Raw genomic sequence first — 18,967 nt, 5'->3', positions numbered from 1 at the left:
GCCGGGCGCGCCGGGCCGGGGCGTACGCGCCGTGCCGGGCCGTACGCGCCGGGCCGTGCGTCAGCGTGCCGGGTCCAGCGCGGCGGCCAGGGCGGCGAGGGTGGGGCCGAGCGGGGCGTCGAGCGTCAGGAGGGCGTCGCCGTCACCCCGGGTCGGCCCCTGGTTGACGATCGCGACGGGGATGCCGTGCTCGGCGGCGCGCCGTACGAACCGGTAACCCGACATCACGGTCAGCGAGGACCCGAGGACCAGCAACAGGCCCGCCCGCTCGACCAGCTCGTAGCACTCCTGGACGCGGGGACCGGGGACGTTCTCCCCGAAGAAGATCACGTCGGGCTTGAGCACGCCGCCGCAGTCGCGGCAGTCGACGATCCGGAAGGCGTCGATCAGGTCGTCGTCGAGCACGGCGTCGCCGTCGGGGTTGATCACCGCGGTCCGGGCGTGCGCGTGCCAGCCGGGGTTGGCCTCGCCCAGGCGCCGTTCGAGCTCGTGGCGGGACGTCCGCCGGCCGCAGGACAGGCAGCGGACGCGGTCGAGGCCGCCGTGCAGTTCGATCACGTCACGCGCTCCGGCGGCGCGGTGCAGGCCGTCGACGTTCTGGGTGATGATCCCGCCGACCAGCCCCCGCTCCTGCAACCCGGCGACCGCGCGGTGACCGGCGTTGGGGAGGGCGCCGGCGATGTGCCGCCAGCCCAGGTGGCTGCGCGCCCAGTATCGCCTCCGGGCTGCGGCACTGCCGACGAACGTCTGGTACGTCATCGGCTCGGCCCGCCGCACGCGGCCGGTCTCCCCGCGGTAGTCGGGGATGCCGGACTCCGTCGACAGGCCGGCCCCGCTCAGCACCACCACGTCGCCGTCGGCGACGAGATCGGCCAGCATGCGGAACCGGGGGTTCGCGGTGCCCGGGGTACCGGGCGGGGCGCCGGTCGGGGTGCCGGGTCCCTCGTCCACCTTCCACATCACCCCTTCATGGTGCCTCACGCCCGGGGCCGCCGGGACGGGCCGCCGCCGGGACCGGCGCGAGCCCGGTGATCATCCCCGTTGACAGGCGATCGCCGGATGGTTGTAATGGTCGGCGTGCCACGTGGCGCCGGCCAAAGAGCAATGGGCCGGCCGGCGGCCGGGTGAGCACCTTTCCAGAAGGGACACACGCCATGAGGTCACACTCCGCGTCCCACGTCTGACGTAACCGCCGCGCGCCGTACCGGGCATCCCCGCGCCGTACCGGACGCCGCCGCGCGCCGTCTCCCGCACGCCGTGGTGCCCGGCACCGCCGTGCGCTCCCGGTGCGTCCCGGCCCGGCGGCGTCCGCCGTCTCCGGGCGGCCGTTCGTAGTCCCACGGACTCCGCGTATCCGGTCCGCGCCCGTCATCGGGTACGGGCACCCGGTCTTCCGGCGTTCCCACCCTTTTCCACATCTCCTCAGCGTTCTCAATGTTCTCAGCGCTCTCAGCGCTCTCAGCGTTCTCACGAGAGAAAGGTTCACGCACCGCATGCCCATGTCCTTCAACCAGTCGATCATCGAGGAGTTCCGGGCCAACGGAGGGAGGGTCGGCGGCCCGTTCGAGGGCGGCGACCTCCTCCTGCTGACCACCACCGGCGCGCGGTCCGGCGCCGAGCACACCGTCCCCCTCGGTTACGTCCGCCACGATGACCTGCTGCTGGTCGTCGCGTCCGCCGGCGGCGCGCCCCGCCACCCCGCCTGGTACCACAACCTGCTCGCCCACCCCATGGTGCGGGTGGAGGTCGGCGCCGAGACGTTCTGGGCGATCGCCGTCCCCGCCGAGGGCGAGGAGCGGGAGCGGCTGTTCGAGCACGCCGTGCGGGCGGCCCCGGGCTACGCCGACTACCAGGTCCGCGTCGACCGCCGCCTGCCGGTCGTCATGCTGCGGCGCTCCGGGCCCGAGGAGGACCCGCACGGGGCCACCGACCTCGCCGGAGTGCTCCTGCGGATCCACGCCTGGCTGCGCTCGCAGCTGCGGCACGTGCGCGCCGAGGCCGACGCGCACTTCGCCGCGCGGGCGGCCCACCAGGGCCCGGACGAGCCGCCCGCGCCGGGGCTGGGGCTGCAACTGCGGCAGCACTGCCTGGCGTTCTGCCAGTCCCTGGAATCCCACCACGCCCACGAGGACGCGTACACGTTCCCCGACCTCGCGAGCCGGTATCCCCACCTGCGCGACGCCATCGACCGGCTCCGCGAGGAGCACCGTACGGTCGCCCGCATCCAGGCCGAGCTGGTCGTCCTGCTGGACGGCATCGCCACCGCCGACCCGCACCGCTTCCGCGGCGAGCTGGACCGGCTGTCGGAGGAGCTGCGGGCCCACCTCGACCACGAGGAGGAGTCGCTGCTTCCCGTACTGGCCGAGATCCCGTTCCCTCCGGTCCCACCGGCCCCCTGAGCCTCTGTTACGGTTGGTCGCGACGCGGGGTGCCCGGTACGCCGGGCTGAGATCAAACCCGTAGAACCTGATCTAGTTCGTACTAGCGGAGGGACGTCACCGCCTGCCGTGTCCCCGGGCGCGGCAGGCCGCGGTGCGCGGCGCCCGCGGGCCTCCCGCGGCGCCGTCCTCCCCGAGACCCGGTGAGCGAGGGGACACGATGTTCTGCGAGGAGATCTGGGCGCGTACCGCCACGCTGCTCAAGGCGATCCACGACCACCCGTTCAACGCCGCCCTCGGTGACGGCACCCTCGACCGGGAGCGCTTCGCGTTCTACATGGTCCAGGACGCCCGCTACCTGTCGGCGTTCTCCAAGGCGCTGGCGGCGGCCTCGGTGCGGTCCGCCGACCCGGCCGACGCGATGTTCTTCGCCGAGAGCGCGCACACGGCGCTGGCCGTCGAGCGCGGCCTGCACACCTCCTACCTGGAGGAGTTCGGGGTGAGCGCAGAGGAGGAGGCGGCGGTCCCCACCTCGCCCACCTGCCTGGCCTACGCGTCGTTCCTCCAGGCGACGGCGCTCGCCGAGCCCCTGCCCGTGCTCGCCGCCGCGGTGCTGCCGTGCTTCTGGGTGTACCAGGACGTCGGCACCGCCCTCCTCGCCCGTACGGCGGGCATGGACGACCACCCCTACCGGGCGTGGATCGACACCTACTCCGATGAGTCCTTCGCCGCCTCGGTGGAGCGGATCAAGGCGATCACCGACCGGCTGGCCGAGACCGCCGACCCCGCGACGCGCCGCGCCATGGCCGAGGCGTTCTGCCGGGCGACGGAGTACGAGTGGATGTTCTGGGACAGCGCGTGGCGGCTTGAGACCTGGCCCACCCGGCAGTGGCTCGGCTAGCCGGCCGCGGGCCTCGTCCGGACGGCGGGCCTCGCACGGGTCGCCGGGGCCGTGCCGGGCGGACCCCCTCCGCGGCGCGGCTGCCGCTGCTCCTCGCGGCGGTCGCGCTGGTGCTGGCGGTCGCGGGCTCCTGGGCGCCCTCGATGTGGGCCGACGAGCTGGCCACCGCGCAGACCGCGACCTCCTGGGACACGCTGTGGGAGACGCTCCGCGAGCGGGACGCGGTGTTCCTGCCGTACTACCTGCTGATGTACGTCTGGTCCCGGGCGGGCACGGCCGACTGGTGGCTGCGGCTGCCCTCCGCGCTGGCGGTGGCCGCGGCCACCGGACTGCTCGCCGACCTGGGCCGCCGGCTCGGCGGCGTCCGCGCCGGGACGGTCGCGGGAGCCGCCCTGCTCGTGCTGCCGGCGATCTCCCGCTTCGGGCAGGAGGCCAGGCCGTACACGCTGGCCGTCGCCGCCGCGGTCTTCTCCTACTGGTGCCTGCACCGGGCGCTGGAGACCGGACGCTGGGGCCGTTACGTCCTGTCCGTCGTACTGCTGCCCTGCACGCACCTCTTCGCGGTGCTGTCCCTCCCCGCCCACCTGGTCGTCTCCCGGCGCTGCCTGCCGTGGCTGGCGCTGGGCTCGCCGGTCACGCTCGCCGTCGCGGCGGTCTCGGCCGGGCAGGTGGGGCAGGTCAACTGGCTGGAGGCGCCGGGCTGGGAGAACGTCGTCCTGGTCCGCAGCGCGATCACCGGCTGGCAGCCGCGGCCCGAGCCGGGGAACCTGCCGGCCGTGCTCCTCGGCTGGGCCGTCGCCCTGGCCGGGCTGGCCTCGGCGGCGGTCCTGCTCCGGCGGGGGAACGGCGACCGGCCGGCCGCCGGGACACCCACCGATGACCTCGCCTTCGACCGGTCGCCCGCCGGGACGCCCACCGGTCACCTCGCCCTCGGCCGGCCGTCCGACGGGGTCCTCGCCGCCCGGCCGGCCGGCGGTGGCGTTCCCGCGCCCCGGGCCTTCGCCGCGGGACTGGTGGTGTGGGGCCTGCTGCCGATGCCGGTCCTGGTCGCGGTGTCCCACCTGGTCACTCCGGTCTACAGCTCCCGGTACGTCCTGTTCGCCGCGCCCGCCTTCGCGCTGCTCACCGGGCTGGGGGCGGCCCGCCTGCCGCGCGCCGTCCTGGTGGCCGGGCTCGGTGTGGCCGTGGCGCTCGGGGCCCGGCAGCAGGTGCTGCTGCGCACCGAGCCGGGTCACCAGGTGAGCTACCGCGCCGCCGCCGAGATCGTCGCGGCGCAGCGCCGGGACGGTGACCGGACCGTCTACGTCGTGCCCTGGGCCCGTCAGGGCCTGACCCGCTACGGGGCCATGCCGCCGGAGAGGCGTTCCGGCGACGCGGCGGGGGAGCGGGTCTGGCTCGTCCGGAGCGACTTCGGGCGGGCGGTCCGCCCCGGGACCGCGCTGCCGTCCAGGAACGGCGTGGCCCCGGCGATGGTCCCCAAGATCGACGCGCTGCTGGAGGAGAGATACACCGTGACGCGGACCTGGCCGCTGCGCGGCGTCACCGTCCTCCTGCTCGAACGCCCCGCGCGCGGCGGACGCCGGTAGCGCCGCCCCCGGCGGCCACCGGGGGAGTCCCGTACGACTCCCCGCCTCGCGTCATGCCGTCCGCGCCCGGCGACGTGAGATCGTCCGGTCGATCAGGACGACCGGCACGGTGGCCGCCGCCAGGCCGGCGCCCATCCAGGTGACGGCGGTGACGTCGGCGCCGGCGCTGAATGCGGCTCCGGCGAGCGCCGGGACGAGGCTGATGCCGAGCTGGAACGCGGAGACGGTGGCGGCTCCGGCGAGCGTCGGCGCCTCTGACGCGACGGTGAACACCCGCCCGTAGATGGCCGGGTTCAGGACGAACCCGGCCGTCCCGAGGAGCAGGACGAGAATGATGACGGCCGGTGCGTGCCGGGCGAGGACCGCCAGCAGGACGGAGCAGATCATTATCCCGATCGCTCCGGCCATGAGCGCGGGGAAGGGCCGTCTGTCGGCGATCCTGCCCCCGATGGACAGGCCGATGAAGGCGCCGACGCCGAACAGCGTGAGGACCGCGGGAACCCAGACCCCGGGTATGTGCGTGACATCGGTCAGGAACGCCGCGAGGTAGTTGAACGAGATCATGTAGGCGGCGGTGCTCAGAAGGGTGACGGCGTAGACGACCCACAGCTGTGGTCGCCGCATGACGCGGAACTCACGGCTCACGCTGGGTTCCTCGCCAGGGCTCGTCGCGGGCAGCGCGAGGAGCGTCAGAACCGCGCCGGCGGCGGTGAGGACGACCACGGCCCAGAATCCGCCCCGCCATCCGGTGAAGTAGCCGAGCAACGCGCCCGCCGGGCCGCCGGCGATCATCGCGAGGCTGAGTCCGCTGACGACGACTCCGGAGGCGCGCGCGGTGCGGTCGGGTGTGACCAGGCTGATCGCGGTGACAGCCGCGACCGCCCAGTATCCCGCGTAGGCGAGGCCGCAGACCAGGCGGGTTGCCAGCAGCACCGGGTAGTCGTCGGTGAGCAGACCGATCGCCACGGAGGCGGCGAAGACGACCTGGGCGGTCACCAGCGTGGCCCGCCGTGACCAGCGCAGGGTCATGACGGCCAGCGGCGGGCCGCCGATGACGACACCGGCGGCGAACGCCGAGATCAGTGCGCCGGCGGAGGACAGGCTGATCCGGAGATCGTCTGCGATCGCCGGCAGGACCCCGGCGAGCAGGAACTCGGCGCTGCCCATCGCGAACAGGCTGAACGCGAGCAGGTAGACGCCGAACGGCAGCCTCCCGCGGGAGGCCGTCGCCTGCCGCCGCGCGGTTTCGACGCTCACCGGCCATCGCCTCCGCCCGGCGAGGTGACGGCGGTCGCGGCGCGGTGCCGTTCGACGGCGTGGTCGACGTCCTCGTCCAGCAGGTCGGCGTTGATGGCCAAGGCGGCGGCGGATCCCATGCCGGCGGCGGTGATGACCTGGGCGCGCGGGTCGACGACGTTGCCGGCGGCCCACACGCCGGATACGCCGGTGCGGCCGGTGCGATCGGTGACGACCCATCCGCCGTCGTCCCTGGCGCAGCCCAGGCGGGTCAGCAGCTCGTCGTACGGGACCATGCGGGGCGGGAGGAAGACGGCGGCGCGGGGAACGACGCGGCCGTCGGCGAGCTCGACGGCGCGCAACCGGTCGCCGTCGACGACGAGATTCCTGATCTCGCCCTCGACGACGCGCAGGCCGCGGGCCTCCAGCCGTTCGCGATCCTTCGGCGTCAGATCCAGGGTGTGCCGGAAGAAGACGACGTCGTCGCTCCAGCCGCGCAGGAGCAGGGCCTGGTGCACCGCGTTCGGATGGGTGCCGAGGACGGCGAGAGGCTGGTCGCGGACCTCGTAGGCGTGGCAGTAGGGGCAGTGCAGCACGTCCCTGCCCCACCGTTCGCGCACGCCGGGGATGTCGGGGAGATCGTCGCGCAGCCCGGTCGCGACCATGACGCGGCGGGCCCGGAGCACCGGCCCGCCCGTCATGCGGACGTGGAAGCCGGGGTCGATCTGCTCCACCCGTCCCCGGACGAACCGGACGCCGTACCGGGCGACCTCGGCGCGGCCGAGGTCCAGCAGGGTCGCGGGGGACAGGCCGTCGCGGGACAGGAAGCCGTGCGTGTGCGAGGCGGGCGCGTTGCGCGGCTCACCGGCGTCCACCACCGCGACCCTGCGGCGGGCGCGCCCGAGGAGCAGGGCGGCGTTCAGGCCGGCCGCTCCGGCGCCGACCACCACCACGTCGTAGGTCTCGTCGTCGGTGGCGCGTCGTGCGCCGCCGGTCCGTTCGTTCGTCGCCTTGGTCATGGCGATCACCTCCGGGGCCGATGCTGCGCCCCCCGCCGACGAGACGGCAACTTGTGTTGCCATTCCTGGGAAACGACGATGGAATGGCGGCATGGACGAGCAATCGCCGATCGCCGCCACGCTGGCCCAGGTCGGTTCCCGCCTCAAGCGCATCCGCACCCGGCGCGGTGTGACCCTGGCGGAGCTGGCCGAGGCCACCGGCATCTCCAAGAGCACGCTGTCGAGGCTGGAGGCGGGCCAGCGTCGTCCGAGCCTGGAGCTCCTGCTGCCCATCGCCCAGGCCCATCAGGTGCCGCTCGACGAGCTGGTCGGGGCGCCGGAGGTCGGTGACCCGCGGATCCGCTGCAGACCCCGCGTCCACAACGGCCGTACGGTGATCCCCCTGACCCTCCAGCCGGGCCCCCTGCAGGCGTGGAAGTCGATCATCCCGGCCGAGCAGAACCGTCCCCAGCCGTGCACGCACGAGGGGTACGAGTGGCTGTACGTCCTGTCCGGACGGCTGCGGCTCATCGTGGCCGATCACGACCTGGTCATGGGGCCGGGTGAGGCCGCCGAGTTCGACACCCGCCTGCCGCACTGGTTCGGCCCCGCGGGCGACTCTCCCGTGGAGGTCCTCAACCTGTTCGGCCGCCAGGGGGCACGCGTGCACATCCGCGCCAGGCCCCGCTCCCGCGAGGAGCCGGCGACCTGACCGGCGACCCGGCCGGCATGGCGCGCCGGTCAGGTCTCGGACCGTCTCCCGGATGACGGCCCCGGAACGGGCCCCGACGAGCGCCCCGGCCACCCCGCCGGGACGGGTGAGCCGCGGACGGTGCCCGGTTCCGCGGATCACGACGTGGGTCGCCGCGTCCGCCCAGCGGGATCCGGGGAGCCGTTGCCGGGGCTTCCGGGAGATGCCGGAGAGTCGTCGCCGGGGATTTCGGGGGACATCGGGGGCCCGGCGCCGAAGCGCGCGGTCACCAGGTCGTCGGCCCAGCGCCGCAGCGCCTGCTCCACCGGTGGCATGCGCAGCCCCGCCCGCTCGGCGAACGCCCGGGCCGGGGCGGTGTCGTAGCGGTCGCCCGACAGGAACGACAGCGTCTCCGGGTCGGCCCCGGTCAGCGCCCGGGGCAGCCGCCGCAGCAGCCAGACCGGGATCGACCGGCGCGGGGCACGCACTCCCAGGTGGGAGGCCAGCAGCGCGACCAGTTCCGGCAGCTCGGGCGTGTCGTCGTCGAGCACCCAGTACGCCCGGCCCGCCGTCTCCTCGTGCTCGGGCACCGCGGCCATGAAACGGGCGAGATAGCCGATGTCCACGACCGGGACGAAGACGCCCGGACCGCCGGGCAGGACCGGCAGCCGCCCCCGCCACAGGTCGTGGACCAGCGAGGCCAGGCCGATGAACTGGCCGGGACCGATCACCGTGGCGGGGTTGACGATCGTCAGAGGGACGTCCAGCTCGCGGGCCCGGCGGCGGACCGCCGCGTCCCCCTCGGCCTTGGACGCCTCGTACGGACCCAGCCTCCGGTAGTCCGGCTCCGCCCCGCTGACCCGGTAGCCGCTGACGTGGACCAGGCGGCGCAGGCCGGTCCGGGCCGCGGCCCACTCGGTCACGTTGACCGCGCCGGTGACGTTGGCGAGCCGCGCCTCCGCCACGTCCAGGCCGAAGGCGAAGCGGGCCGCGGCGTTGTAGACGTCGCGGACCCCGGCGAGGTCGGTGAGGCCGGTGAGCCCCAGCCCCGGCACGGTGACGTCGCAGGTGACGACGGTCATCCCCGCGGTGCTCACTTCCTGCCCGGCCAGCCAGGAGGTCAGCCGGTCTCCCGGCCCGCGCACCGCGGCGGTCACCCGGCGCCCCTGGCGGAGCAGTTCCGCGACGATGGACCGGCCGAGGAACCCGGTGGCGCCGAAGACGATCGAGTCGGGCGGGTAGGGGGTCATGACACTCCTTGAAAATAGATCGGTCTACATATTTTTGGCCGAAAAGAAAGCCCGCCGGAGGCGGGCCCTACCGTGACGGCGCCCGGGTCACAGCAGGGCCTCGATCCGGCGGGCGACGCGCTCCAGCGGCTCGCGGCTCCGGTGGGCCCTGGCCAGCAGCAGCGCGCCCTCGACCAGGGCGAGGACGGTGACGGCGGTGTCGGCGGGCTCGGGGTGCCCCTCGGCGGCCAGGCGACGGCGCAGCTCCGCCTCCCAGGAGCCGTAGACCTCGGCGCAGACCTGCTGGAGCGGGTCACTCGTGGCCGCCGTCTCCAGCGCCACCGTCGCCACCGGACAGCCCTTGCGCCACCCCGACCCCTCCAGCCGGTCGCCCAGGAACGCCAGCATCCCGGCGACCATGCCGCGGGCGCCGGACGAGGACTCCGCCAGCGCACGCAGCGACCGGCCGATCTCGTCGCCCGCCCGCCGTACGGACTCGCCGACCAACTGGTCCTTGCCGCCCGGGAAGTGGAAGTACAGCGAGCCCCGGGGCGTGCCGCTGGCCGCGATCACCTGGTTCAGCCCGGTCCCGAAGTAGCCCCCGGTCTCGATCAGGTCCCGGGTGGCGTCCAGCAGGCGCCCGCGCGTCTCCTCGCCTTTCTGGCCCATGAGAGAAAAATAGACCGGTCTGCTGATTTTCGGCAAGGGCCGGATAGGCGAAACCGACGGGTGATCCTCCCACCCCCGGTGCGGCCGGCACTCGGCCCCGCGGCCCGCCGCCCGATTCCGCGGCGCGCAGTCCGGTCCCGTTCCGGGCCTGGGCGGCGCCGGCCCGCGCTAACCTGCCGGATCGGTGATGCGGTAGCCCACGCCGGGTCTCGTGGTGATGGGTGACGGGTCACCCAGCTTGCGGCGCAGACGGCCGACGGTCACGGTCACGGTGTTGGTGAAGGGGTCGGCGTTCTCATCCCAGACCCGCTCCAGGAGGGCCTCGGCGCTGAGGAACGCGGGGGCGACGCTCAGGAGGGCTTCGAGGAGGGCGAACTCCTTGGGCGAGAGGTCGAGGGGACGGCCGTCACGGGTGGCGACGTGGCGGGCGGCGTCGAGTTCGATGCCGGCCGCGCGCAGCGTCCGCGGGCGGGCGGAGGGGCGCCGCCGGGCCAGGGCGTGGATCCGCAGGACGAGTTCGGGGAAGTGGAACGGCTTGGCGAGATAGTCGTCGGCTCCCAGGGTCAGGCCGCTGACCCTGTCCCCCGGCGAGCCGGCCGCGGTGAGCATCAGGACCATGGGGCGGTCGTCGCGTTCGGTGATCATGTGGCAGAGCGTGTCACCGTGGATGCCGGGCAGGTCGCGGTCGAGGACGACCACGTCGTAGGCGTTGAGATCGAGCTTGGCGGCGGCGGCCAGACCGTCGTGGGCCGTGTCCACGGCCATGCCCCGGTCGCGCAGCCCCTCCGCCAGGACGTCGGCCAGGGCGCGGGCGTCCTCGACGACCAGGACCCTCATGCGGCGGCACCCGCCGGCGCGGGCGCGGACGGCACCGAGACGGCGACCCGCAGGCCGCCTTCCGGCCTGGCGCGCAGCTCCAGATGTCCGCCGTGCGCGCCGACGACGGCCGCGACGATCGACAGGCCGAGACCGGAACCGGCCTCCGATCCGGTCCGGTCCGCGGCGAGCCGCCGGAAGGGCTCGGTGAGCCGGGCGACGTGCTCCTGGTCGAGGACGGCTCCACCCGTCTCCACGATGAGCCGCGCCGAGGAACCCGCCGTCGTGGCCGCCACCCGGATCCAGCCGCCGTGCCGGTTGTGGATCACCGCGTTGTCGATCAGATTGTCCGCCACCCGGGACAGCAGAACCGGGCTGCCCCGGGTCCACGCGCCGTCCCCCGTGTCGGCGTGGACGGTCAGGTCCTTCGCCGCGATGGCCGCGGAGCGGCCGGTCACCGCCTCCGACAGCAGCCGGGCCAGCGAGACCGGCGCCCGGCCGGGAAGCGCGCCGTGCTGCGCGCGGGCGAGCAGGAGGAAACCCTCCAGGAGGTGGTCGATCCGGTCGAGCTCGGTGCGGAGCCGATCGGTCAGCGCGAGCGTCTGGGACGTCGCCGACGGCTTGGCCGCGGCCACGTCCAGCGACGCCCGCATGGTCGCCAGTGGCGTGCGGAGCTCGTGGGAGGCGTCGGCCACGAACCGCCGCTGGGCGGCGAAGGACGCCTCCAGACGCTCCAGCAGCTCGTCGACGGTGTCCGCGAGGTCCTTGACCTCGTCGGCGGGGCCCGGCACCGCCAGCCGCTCGTGCAGGTTGTCGGCGGAGATCCGCCGGGTGGCCGAGGTGATCGTACGCAGCGGACGCAGCACCCGGCCGGCGACGACCCCGCCGAGCAGTACGGAGACCGCCCCCATCACCACCAGCGCGACCAGGGAGCCCGCCAGGAGCTGCCGCGACTGCGTCGCGTGGACGTCCGCCAGCTGTGCCTGGAGCCGCTCGACGTGCCCCTGGAGGGCCGTGAGATCAGGCTGCGGAGCGGGCGGCCCGGGGATGGCCCGGGACGCCCGCCACCCTCCGGCGAGCAGATTGGTCATGGCCAGCAGGGCGATCCCGGAGGCCAGGAACAGCGCGGCGTACATGACGGTGAAGCGCTGCCGTACGGTCCGGCCCCTCAGCGTGAGACCTCGTGGCTTGCCCATCGGTCCTCTCCCGGGTGACGTGCGGACCACCAGGATGCCCTGCCGCGCCTAACAGCGGCATGACGGCGGTGGTTCGCGCGGTGTCGGGCGTGGAGCCGTAGAACCGGCCGCATGCCGTCAACCGACGAAACCACCGCCATGTCAACGATCACGTCCGTCGTGCGCCGGGAGCGGGCCGCCTTCCGCAGCCGGGGCCTTCGCCCGGAGGGCGGACGGGCGGAAGGGTCAGGCGTCCGGCACGGAGGGTTCTCGTCGGTCCGGGGCGGCGTCAGGTCCCGCTTCGATTCCGGCGCCGGGCCCGGCTTTGATCCCGGCAGCGGGTTCGGTATCGGGCCCGGTGACGGGTTCCCCGGCGGCGGTGACCGCACCGGACAGCATCTCCGCCAACCGCCGGGCCAGCGGCCTGTTCTCCAGCTCCTCCAGCGGGACGGGCAGCGCCAGGCACCAGTTGGCGCGCTTGCCGTCGGCGCCCGGGATGTTGGGCCGCTCCGGCTCGGCCAGCGCGTCGTCGAGCGTGGCCGACAGCAGCAGCGAGGGGGCGCGGGCCAGCAGCCGGTAGGCGGCGAGCACCGCGGCCTCGGCGTCCGTCCCCGGAGCGGGCATCGCGGCTTCGGCGTCCGTTCCGGAAGCGGACGCCATCGCGCCGGCGTCCGTCCCCGAAGCGGGTGCCGTCGCGTCGCCGGCCGCCCCGGCGCCGAGGCCGCCGGCCTCGGCGAGCCTGCGGCGCAGCTCCTTCGAGCCGTCCTCGTTCGGATCGAGCCCGAGGCGGCGCTGGGCCGCAAGGTCGCTCCCGTCCCACAGGCCCGCGACCGTCGGCAGGTCGTGCGTGGTGACCGCGGCCAGCGCGCGTTCCGGCCAGCGGGCCGGATCGTCCTCCTCGAACCACAGCAGCCGGTAGGACAGCATGCGGCGGTCGGCCAGCGTCTCGCGCACGCCCGGCTCCACCGTCCCGAGGTCCTCACCGACCACCACGGCCCCGGCGCGATGGCTCTCCAGCGCGACGATGTCGAGGAGGTCGCCGGCGGGGTAGCGGACGTAGGCGCCCTGGCCGGCCCCTGCCCCGAACGGGATCCACCACAGGCGGAACAGGCCCATGACGTGGTCGATGCGCAGGCCCCCGGCCGAGGCGATCGTGGCCCGGACGCTGTCGACGAACGGCCGGTACCCGGCCCGGCGCAGCTTCCACGGCACGAACGGCGGTAGCCCCCAGTCCTGCCCGGCGGTGTTGAACTCGTCGGCGGGCGCCCCGACGCTGACGCCCTGGGCGAGCAGGTCCTGCCAGGACCAGGCGTCGGCGCCGTCGGGGTCGACCCCGACGGGCAGATCCTGGATGATCTGGACGCCGGAGGCGGCCGCGGCCAGCTGCCGGTCGGTGAGCCACTGCAACCAGGCGTGGAAGCGGACCCGGCCGGCGTGCTCGCGGGCGAAGCGCGCCACCGCCGGGCCGTCCGGGCGGCGGTACTCCACCGGCCAGACCCGCCAGTTCGGGCCGTGCCGCTCGGTCAGCGCGCACCAGGTGGCGAACTCCGCGAGGCCGTCCCCCCGCCGGGCCCGCCAGGCGTCGAACTCCTCGCCCGGCGGGGTGCGCCGCCAGATCGCCTCCAGGGCGGCCAGCTTCAGGCGCCACGCCTCGTCGCGGTCGATGTGCCGCCGCTCGTTGAGCGCCCGGCCGCGCGCCGCCAGGTCGTGCAGGTCCGCGCCCGACTCGGCCGCCCCGGGCACCTCCTCCACCCGCAGGTAGAGGGGGCTGTGGAAGCGGCGGCTCGCCGGGAAGTAGGGGCTCGGCTGGACCGGGGTGACGGGCGCGGTGGCGTGCAGCGGGTTGAGGAGCAGGAACCCCGCCCCGCACTCCCCGGACGCCCAGCGGGCCAGCCGCCGCAGGTCGGCGAGGTCGCCGACGCCCCAGCTCTCCCTCGACCGGGCGGCGTACAGCTGCGCGGCCCAGCCCCAGGCCCGGTGCTCCGGCGGGTGGCACCGGCCGGGACCCACGATGAGCCGGTGGCCGGTCTCCTCACCGGGCCGCCGCAGGGTGTGGTAGCCGAACGGCAGGTCGGGCGGGAGCACGTCGTCCACCCGCAGCTCGGAGCCGTCCTCCAGGACCAGCTCGGCCGGGCCGACGCGGTCGCCGCGCCGCCGTACCAGCGTCCGCGGGCCGTCCCCGCCGCCCCCGTCGTCCGCGCCGGCCCTGCCGTCCGCGTCGCCCCGGGACCGGTCCGCGCCCGCGTCCGCACCGCCGTACGACCCGTCCGCTCCCGCGCCGTACGGCGGCGCGCCCATCGCCTCGCGCAGCGCCGCCACGGTCTCGGGGGACACCCGGTGGCGCCGGCCCCCGGCGTCCTCGTATTCGTGCTCGATCCCCCAGGCGTCGGCCATCGTTCAGTCCTCCAGGATCGCCACGGTGTCCGGTGGCAGGGTCAGATCCGTTCCGGACAGGGCGACCTCCGGATCGGAGGCGGCCAGGACGTGACCGCGTCCCCGGGACGGCACGGTCAGCGTCTCCGCGCCGAGGTTCACCGCCACCAGGACCGGCCCCCGCTCGACGACCAGCAGCCCGGTGTCCTCGTCGCAGTCGGCCCGGACCCGGTCCAGGCGGCCGTCGGTGAGGGCCGGGACGCGCCGCCGCAGCGCGATCAGCTCCCGGTGCCAGTCGAGCAGCCGCCCCTGGACCTCCTTGTCCCGCTCGCTCCAGTCCAGCCGCGACCGTTCGAAGGTGGCCGGGTCCTGCGGGTCGGGCACCTGATCGGGCTCCCAGCCGAACGCGGCGAACTCCCGGCGGCGGCCCTCGCTGACCGCCCGGCCGAGCTCGGGGTCCTCGTGGTCGGTGAAGTACTGGAACGGGGTCGTCGCGCCCCACTCCTCACCCTGGAAGAGCATCGGGACGAAGGGCGCGGTGAACAGCAGCGCGGCGGCGATCCGCAGCCGGCCCTCGCTCATCAGCGCCGAACCGCGCTCGCCCCGCGCCCTGTTGCCCACCTGGTCGTGGTTCTGCGCGCACACCACGAACCGGTGCCCGGACAGCCCCGCCGGGGACCTGCCGTGCGCCCGCCCGCGGTGCGGCGACCACGTGCCGTCGTAGACCCACGCCTGCCGCAGCCCCTTGGCGAGCAGGGACAGCGGGCCGAAGTCGGAGTAGTAGCCGCTCCGCTCCCCGGTCAGCACCGCGTGCAGGGCGTGGTGCCACTCGTCGGCCCAGGCCGCGTCGAGGCCGTACCCGCCGGCCTCGCGCCCCCGCACGAACCGGGGGTCGTTCAGGTCGCTCTCGGCGATGAGGAACAGCGGCCGGCGCACGTGCGCGGCCAGCGCCTCCACCTCCTCGGCCAGCCGCTCCAGGACGTGCACGGCCGAGTCGTCGGCGATGGCGTGCACGGCGTCCAGGCGCAGCCCGTCCACGTGGTAGTCGCGCAGCCACATCAGCGCGTTGTCGACGACGAACGCGCGCACCTCGTCGCTGCCGGGGCCGTCGAAATTGACCGCGTCGCCCCAGTTGGTGCTGTGACGGCCGGTGAAGTAGGGCCCGAACTCCGGCAGGTAGTTGCCCGAGGGCCCCAGGTGGTTGTAGACGACGTCCATCACCACGCCGAGCCCGTGGGCGTGGCAGGCGTCCACCAGCCGTTTCAGGCCGTCCGGCCCGCCGTAGGCGTGGTGCGGGGCGAACAGCGACACCCCGTCGTACCCCCACCCCCTGCCGCCGGAGAACTCCGCCACCGGCATCAGCTCGACCGCGTCGACGCCCAGCTCCGCCAGGTGCGGGAGATACTCGATCGCCCCGTCGAAGGTCCCGGCGGGGGAGAAGGTGCCCACGTGCAGCTCGTACAGCACCGCGCCGGGCAGCGGCGTCCCGCGCCAGCGGTCGTCGGTCCAGCCGAAGGCGGCGTGGTCCACCAGCCGGGAGGGGCCGTGCGGGCCGTACGGCTGGTACGGCGAGCGCGGGTCGGGCCGGGGCGGCCCGCCGTCCAGCGAATAGGCGTAGTCGGTGCCCGGCCCGGCCTCCTCGACGGAGCGCTCCCACCAGCCGTCCCCGGAGCGCCGCATCGGCAGCCTGCGCTCGCCGAGCACCAGTTCGACCCGCTCACGCGTCGGCGCCCACACCCGGAACTCGTGTCCCACCCGTCCCCCTACCCGCCGCCGGACATCGCGAGCGGCCCGCCGTACCACTCCCGGACGCGGGCAGGCCGCACCGGGCGGCTCACGACCGGCCGCGGTTTCTCCTTACCCGTCCGGGCCCCTCACATGCGGGACGACGGCCGCCCTGTTCCTGTCGGTACCGGTTGATATCGATGATCTTCATAATGTTTCCGATGACGTGCGGAGCCGCGTGATGACAACGGTCACCTTCCGGGACGAGACGGCCACGGGGAAGACGATGGAGGAGTTCGTCCTCCCCGACCTGCCCGAGAGCGTCTCGGCACGGGAACTGGTACGGCTCCGCGTCCGCGAGGAGGTCGCCCGGTACAACGCCGCGCCCTCGACCCGGTTCAACGGCCTGGTCCGCCCGGTGGACGCCGAGGCGGAGCTGAACGGCTACCGGATGGGCGCCGGGCGGCGGATCGACTGGGAGCGGCAGGCCGACGCCGCCGAACGGGCCTTCCTGCGCAACGGGTTCCTGCTGCTGGTGGGGGACCGCCAGATCGAGGACCTGTCCGAGACGATCGATCTGACCGCCGACCCGGTGGTGTCGTTCATCAAGCTCGTCCCGCTGGTCGGGGGCTGAGGTGGACGCGATCGATGAGATGACCTGTATCTACAACAACCTGCACGGATACGTGAGCGATGAGACCAGGGAGACCTGCCGCCGCTTCGAGGAGCTCTTCGAACAGGGGCTGCCACCCGGTCCGGACACCGACTGGCGGGTGTACGGGCACTGGGCGCAGCTGAAGCTGGGCCTGGGCCCGGAGGGAGGGCACGAGCACGACGAGCGGGTGCTGCGGCTGATCCGTTCGGTGGCCGAGCGCGACATCGACTGGACGCTCATGGACGCGCGGCTCCTCGTGCACCGGGCAGGGGAGCTGGTTCACCGGGGCCACACCCGCTACGAGGAGATCTACCGGATCCCGTTCGCGGCGGCGTGCCGCTTCGGCTTCCAGGAGCGCCGCGAGCTGCTCGGCCGGCTGACGGAGCCGTCGCGGCGCTCCGGGTCCCGGGCGCAGGGCTGGCAGGCGCGGAGCGAGCAGGCGAGGGAGGCGCTGGCCGAGCGGCTGCGGGAGCTGCTGACCGAACCTCCCGGGCACGGCCCGGCCGGCGTGGTGCGCAACATGATCTGGGAGTGCGACGACTTCGCCCGGCTGCTGGCCGAGGAGTACGGTCCCCGCCTGGCCGCCCCCGAAGCCCTGCCGCTGCTGCGCCACTGGAACACCGCCCGGTCCGCCAAACCGAGCGCCCGCTGGCTCAGAACCGCCAGGACGCTGCTCACCGCGGACACGGTCGCCCTGCTCCGGGAGATCCTCACCCGCCTGGTGGCCCACCGGGAGCGGCGGGTCCGCCACATGGTGGACGGCGAGCACGTGGGGACGGAGACGGTCTTCCTGCACGAGCGCACCATCGTGCCGGTGCGCGGCATGATCTGGACGTGCGAGGTGACCGAGGAGCGGTGGGTGACCTCGCTCCTCGGCGACATCGCGCTGACCTGCGGCACCGGAAGCAACGGGATGGGCTCCACCTGCCGCAGCGAGAAGCTCACCAACGCCGCCGTCGGCGTCCTGGCCCGCCGCGGCGGGCTGGAGGCGATCGTGCCGCTGGCCCGCGTTCAGGCCAAGACCCGCGCGCGATCCGTGCTGGCAGGCGTGGCGCGCACCCTGGACGCGGTGGCCGAGCAGGCGGGTCTGACCCGTGAACAGCTGCTGGACCGTACCGTGCCGGCCTTCGGCCTCGGTCCGGACGGGGTGCGCGAGGAGAAGATCGGTGACCACCTGGTACGGCTGTGCGCCGACGGCCCCGCGCTGCGGTTCGTCAACGCCGCGGGAAAGGTCCTCAAGTCGGCGCCGCAGGCCGTCCGTAAGGATCCGGCGCTGGCCGAACTCAGGATCACGCTGAAGGAGCTCCGGCAGGCGCTCGCGGCCGAGCGGTTCCGGCTGGAGCAGGCGCTGATCAAGGAGCGCACGTGGCGCTGGCAGGAGGTGGTCGAGTTCTTCCTCGACCACCCGGTCACCGGCCGATACGCCCGCACGCTGATCTGGCGGGCCCCGCAGGGCCCCGCGGGGATCCCCGTCCGGACCGATGACGGCTGGGAGTTGTCCGACCCCCGGGGACACAGGGTCCGGCCGGACCCCGGCACCCGGGTCGGGCTCTGGCACCCGATCCACGCGAGCGCCGAGGAGGTGCGGACCTGGCGCGACCACCTGCTGGAGCACGGGATCCGCCAGCCGTACAAGCAGGCGTTCCGCGAGGTCTACCTGCTGACCCCGGCAGAGGAGCGCACCGGGACCTTCTCCAACCGGTTCGCCGGGCACGTGCTCCGCTACGGCCAGGCCAAGACGCTGCTGAACCAGCGCGGCTGGACCGGCCTGTCGATCGGCCACTGGGACTACGAGTGCGGCGGCGACCAGGGTGCGGCGGTCAGGGAGCTGTCCGGCTGGCGGGCCCGCTGGGGCATGCACGTGGTCAGCTCCCCCGAGGCCGACGGCTGGGACACGGCCTCACTCTGCGTCGGTGAGCGGATCACCTTCCACCGGGACGGGCGGGAGGAGGTCTCCGGCCACGACCGGGTGGGCGGCCACGTCGCCCGCGAGGGGGCGTCGCCGGCCGAGGCGGCGCTGACCGAGGTGCCGCCGCTGGTGCTGTCGGAGGTGCTGCGCGACGCCGACCTGGCCGTGGGCGTCACCTCGGTCGGTCTCGACGAGCGGGCGACCGGCGGGCACGAGGACTACTGGCGCTCCTACGGCTTCGGCGAGCTCACCGAGACCGCCCGGACCCGCCGCGACGTGCTGGCCCGGCTCCTGCCCCGGCTGAGGATCGCCGACCGGGCGGAGCTGACCGACAGGTTCCTGCGGGTGCGCGGCGACCTGCGGACCTACAAGATCCATCTTGGCTCGGGCAACATCCTGATGGAGCCCAACGACGCCTACCTGTGCATCGTCCCCGGCGGTGACCGGGCCGCGCGGGCGGTCTTCCTGCCCTTCGAGGAGGACGGCGGCATGTTGTTGGTCATCCTGTCCAAGGCGTTCCTGCTGGCCGACGACACGTCCATCACCGACCCGTCGATCACCCGCCAGCTCGTCCCCTGAACCCGCCGTGGCGACCCTCCGTGATCGGGGAGGTCGCCACGGCCGGG

General features: G+C 74.3%; 15 protein-coding genes and 1 riboswitch. Of the genes, 6 read left to right on the top strand and 9 right to left on the bottom strand.

The window, feature by feature from the left end; translation table 11 throughout:
* Positions 1–60 precede the first annotated feature (60 nt).
* Complete coding sequence (locus tag ACQP10_RS29475; protein ID WP_433541953.1) at positions 61–960, bottom strand: NAD-dependent protein deacetylase; 900 nt, start codon at positions 958–960, stop codon at positions 61–63.
* A gap of 533 nt (positions 961–1,493) precedes the next feature.
* On the opposite strand from ACQP10_RS29475, the gene ACQP10_RS29470 reads away from it, so the two are divergent.
* The 3 genes from ACQP10_RS29470 (at position 1,494) to ACQP10_RS29460 (ending at position 4,865) form a co-directional block, all read left to right on the top strand.
* Complete coding sequence (locus tag ACQP10_RS29470) at positions 1,494–2,399, top strand: nitroreductase/quinone reductase family protein (RefSeq protein ID WP_390000216.1); 906 nt, start codon at positions 1,494–1,496, stop codon at positions 2,397–2,399.
* Positions 2,400–2,414: 15 nt separating this feature from the next.
* Positions 2,415–2,510: riboswitch (TPP riboswitch) on the top strand.
* Between the two features lie 88 nt (positions 2,511–2,598).
* Positions 2,599–3,279: a thiaminase II gene (gene tenA / locus ACQP10_RS29465; protein WP_179824113.1), complete on the top strand. Its 681-nt coding sequence runs from the start codon at positions 2,599–2,601 to the stop codon at positions 3,277–3,279.
* A 110-nt stretch (positions 3,280–3,389) separates the two neighbouring features.
* Positions 3,390–4,865: a glycosyltransferase family 39 protein gene (locus tag ACQP10_RS29460; protein ID WP_433540095.1), complete on the top strand. Its 1,476-nt coding sequence runs from the start codon at positions 3,390–3,392 to the stop codon at positions 4,863–4,865.
* A 51-nt stretch (positions 4,866–4,916) separates the two neighbouring features.
* On the opposite strand, the gene ACQP10_RS29455 is transcribed toward ACQP10_RS29460, so the two are convergent.
* Together ACQP10_RS29455 and ACQP10_RS29450 are read right to left on the bottom strand one after the other, a co-directional pair.
* Positions 4,917–6,122: a Cmx/CmrA family chloramphenicol efflux MFS transporter gene (locus tag ACQP10_RS29455; protein ID WP_346019538.1), complete on the bottom strand. Its 1,206-nt coding sequence runs from the start codon at positions 6,120–6,122 to the stop codon at positions 4,917–4,919.
* Positions 6,119–7,120: an NAD(P)/FAD-dependent oxidoreductase gene (locus ACQP10_RS29450; protein WP_346019539.1), complete on the bottom strand. Its 1,002-nt coding sequence runs from the start codon at positions 7,118–7,120 to the stop codon at positions 6,119–6,121. Before ACQP10_RS29450 ends, ACQP10_RS29455 begins: the two co-directional genes overlap by 4 nt.
* Positions 7,121–7,211: 91 nt before the next feature.
* Between ACQP10_RS29450 and ACQP10_RS29445 the strand changes: the two genes are divergently transcribed.
* Positions 7,212–7,811, top strand: a complete 600-nt coding sequence (locus ACQP10_RS29445) for a helix-turn-helix domain-containing protein (RefSeq protein WP_433540094.1) — start codon at positions 7,212–7,214, stop codon at positions 7,809–7,811.
* Between the two features lie 137 nt (positions 7,812–7,948).
* Here ACQP10_RS29445 and ACQP10_RS29440 read toward each other — a convergent pair whose 3' ends face one another.
* The 6 genes from ACQP10_RS29440 to treZ form a co-directional block, all read right to left on the bottom strand.
* Positions 7,949–9,040 (bottom strand): SDR family oxidoreductase, encoded by a 1,092-nt coding sequence (locus ACQP10_RS29440; protein WP_433540093.1) that lies wholly within the window; start codon positions 9,038–9,040, stop codon positions 7,949–7,951.
* Positions 9,041–9,127: 87 nt separating this feature from the next.
* Positions 9,128–9,688, bottom strand: a complete 561-nt coding sequence (locus ACQP10_RS29435; RefSeq protein WP_179824101.1) for a TetR/AcrR family transcriptional regulator — start codon at positions 9,686–9,688, stop codon at positions 9,128–9,130.
* Positions 9,689–9,856: 168 nt separating this feature from the next.
* Positions 9,857–10,525: a response regulator transcription factor gene (locus ACQP10_RS29430; RefSeq protein WP_346019542.1), complete on the bottom strand. Its 669-nt coding sequence runs from the start codon at positions 10,523–10,525 to the stop codon at positions 9,857–9,859.
* Positions 10,522–11,700 (bottom strand): sensor histidine kinase, encoded by a 1,179-nt coding sequence (locus ACQP10_RS29425; RefSeq protein WP_433540092.1) that lies wholly within the window; start codon positions 11,698–11,700, stop codon positions 10,522–10,524. Before ACQP10_RS29425 ends, ACQP10_RS29430 begins: the two co-directional genes overlap by 4 nt.
* 225 nt (positions 11,701–11,925) lie before the next feature.
* Positions 11,926–14,073, bottom strand: coding sequence for a 4-alpha-glucanotransferase (gene malQ, locus ACQP10_RS29420; protein ID WP_399500071.1), 2,148 nt, complete (start codon positions 14,071–14,073; stop codon positions 11,926–11,928).
* 3 nt (positions 14,074–14,076) lie between these two features.
* Entirely contained in the window at positions 14,077–15,807 is a 1,731-nt protein-coding gene (treZ, locus tag ACQP10_RS29415) for a malto-oligosyltrehalose trehalohydrolase (RefSeq protein ID WP_346019545.1), read from the bottom strand.
* Positions 15,808–16,018: 211 nt separating this feature from the next.
* Here treZ and ACQP10_RS29410 point away from each other — a divergent pair, with 211 nt between their 5' ends.
* On the top strand, positions 16,019–16,411 hold the full coding sequence (locus ACQP10_RS29410; protein WP_399500070.1) for a hypothetical protein: 393 nt from the start codon (positions 16,019–16,021) through the stop codon (positions 16,409–16,411).
* A 1-nt stretch (position 16,412) separates the two neighbouring features.
* Positions 16,413–18,920: a DUF4132 domain-containing protein gene (locus tag ACQP10_RS29405; RefSeq protein ID WP_433540091.1), complete on the top strand. Its 2,508-nt coding sequence runs from the start codon at positions 16,413–16,415 to the stop codon at positions 18,918–18,920.
* The last annotated feature ends 47 nt before the right edge of the window (positions 18,921–18,967 follow it).

It is taken from the genome of Streptosporangium sandarakinum, assembly GCF_050942225.1.
Classification (GTDB): Bacteria; Actinomycetota; Actinomycetes; order Streptosporangiales; family Streptosporangiaceae; genus Streptosporangium; species Streptosporangium nondiastaticum.
The sequence above is the reverse complement of the archived record's forward strand: the minus strand, read 5'-3'. Positions and strand labels throughout refer to the sequence as shown.

Coding starts and splice junctions, on each gene's coding strand:
- ACQP10_RS29475 (WP_433541953.1), bottom strand. CDS start 960: ATGTGGAAGGTGGACGAGGGACCCGGCACCCCGACCGGCGCCCCGCCC.
- ACQP10_RS29470 (WP_390000216.1), top strand. CDS start 1,494: ATGCCCATGTCCTTCAACCAGTCGATCATCGAGGAGTTCCGGGCCAAC.
- tenA (WP_179824113.1), top strand. CDS start 2,599: ATGTTCTGCGAGGAGATCTGGGCGCGTACCGCCACGCTGCTCAAGGCG.
- ACQP10_RS29450 (WP_346019539.1), bottom strand. CDS start 7,120: ATGACCAAGGCGACGAACGAACGGACCGGCGGCGCACGACGCGCCACC.
- ACQP10_RS29445 (WP_433540094.1), top strand. CDS start 7,212: ATGGACGAGCAATCGCCGATCGCCGCCACGCTGGCCCAGGTCGGTTCC.
- ACQP10_RS29440 (WP_433540093.1), bottom strand. CDS start 9,040: ATGACCCCCTACCCGCCCGACTCGATCGTCTTCGGCGCCACCGGGTTC.
- ACQP10_RS29435 (WP_179824101.1), bottom strand. CDS start 9,688: ATGGGCCAGAAAGGCGAGGAGACGCGCGGGCGCCTGCTGGACGCCACC.
- ACQP10_RS29430 (WP_346019542.1), bottom strand. CDS start 10,525: ATGAGGGTCCTGGTCGTCGAGGACGCCCGCGCCCTGGCCGACGTCCTG.
- ACQP10_RS29425 (WP_433540092.1), bottom strand. CDS start 11,700: ATGGGCAAGCCACGAGGTCTCACGCTGAGGGGCCGGACCGTACGGCAG.
- malQ (WP_399500071.1), bottom strand. CDS start 14,073: ATGGCCGACGCCTGGGGGATCGAGCACGAATACGAGGACGCCGGGGGC.
- ACQP10_RS29410 (WP_399500070.1), top strand. CDS start 16,019: ATGACAACGGTCACCTTCCGGGACGAGACGGCCACGGGGAAGACGATG.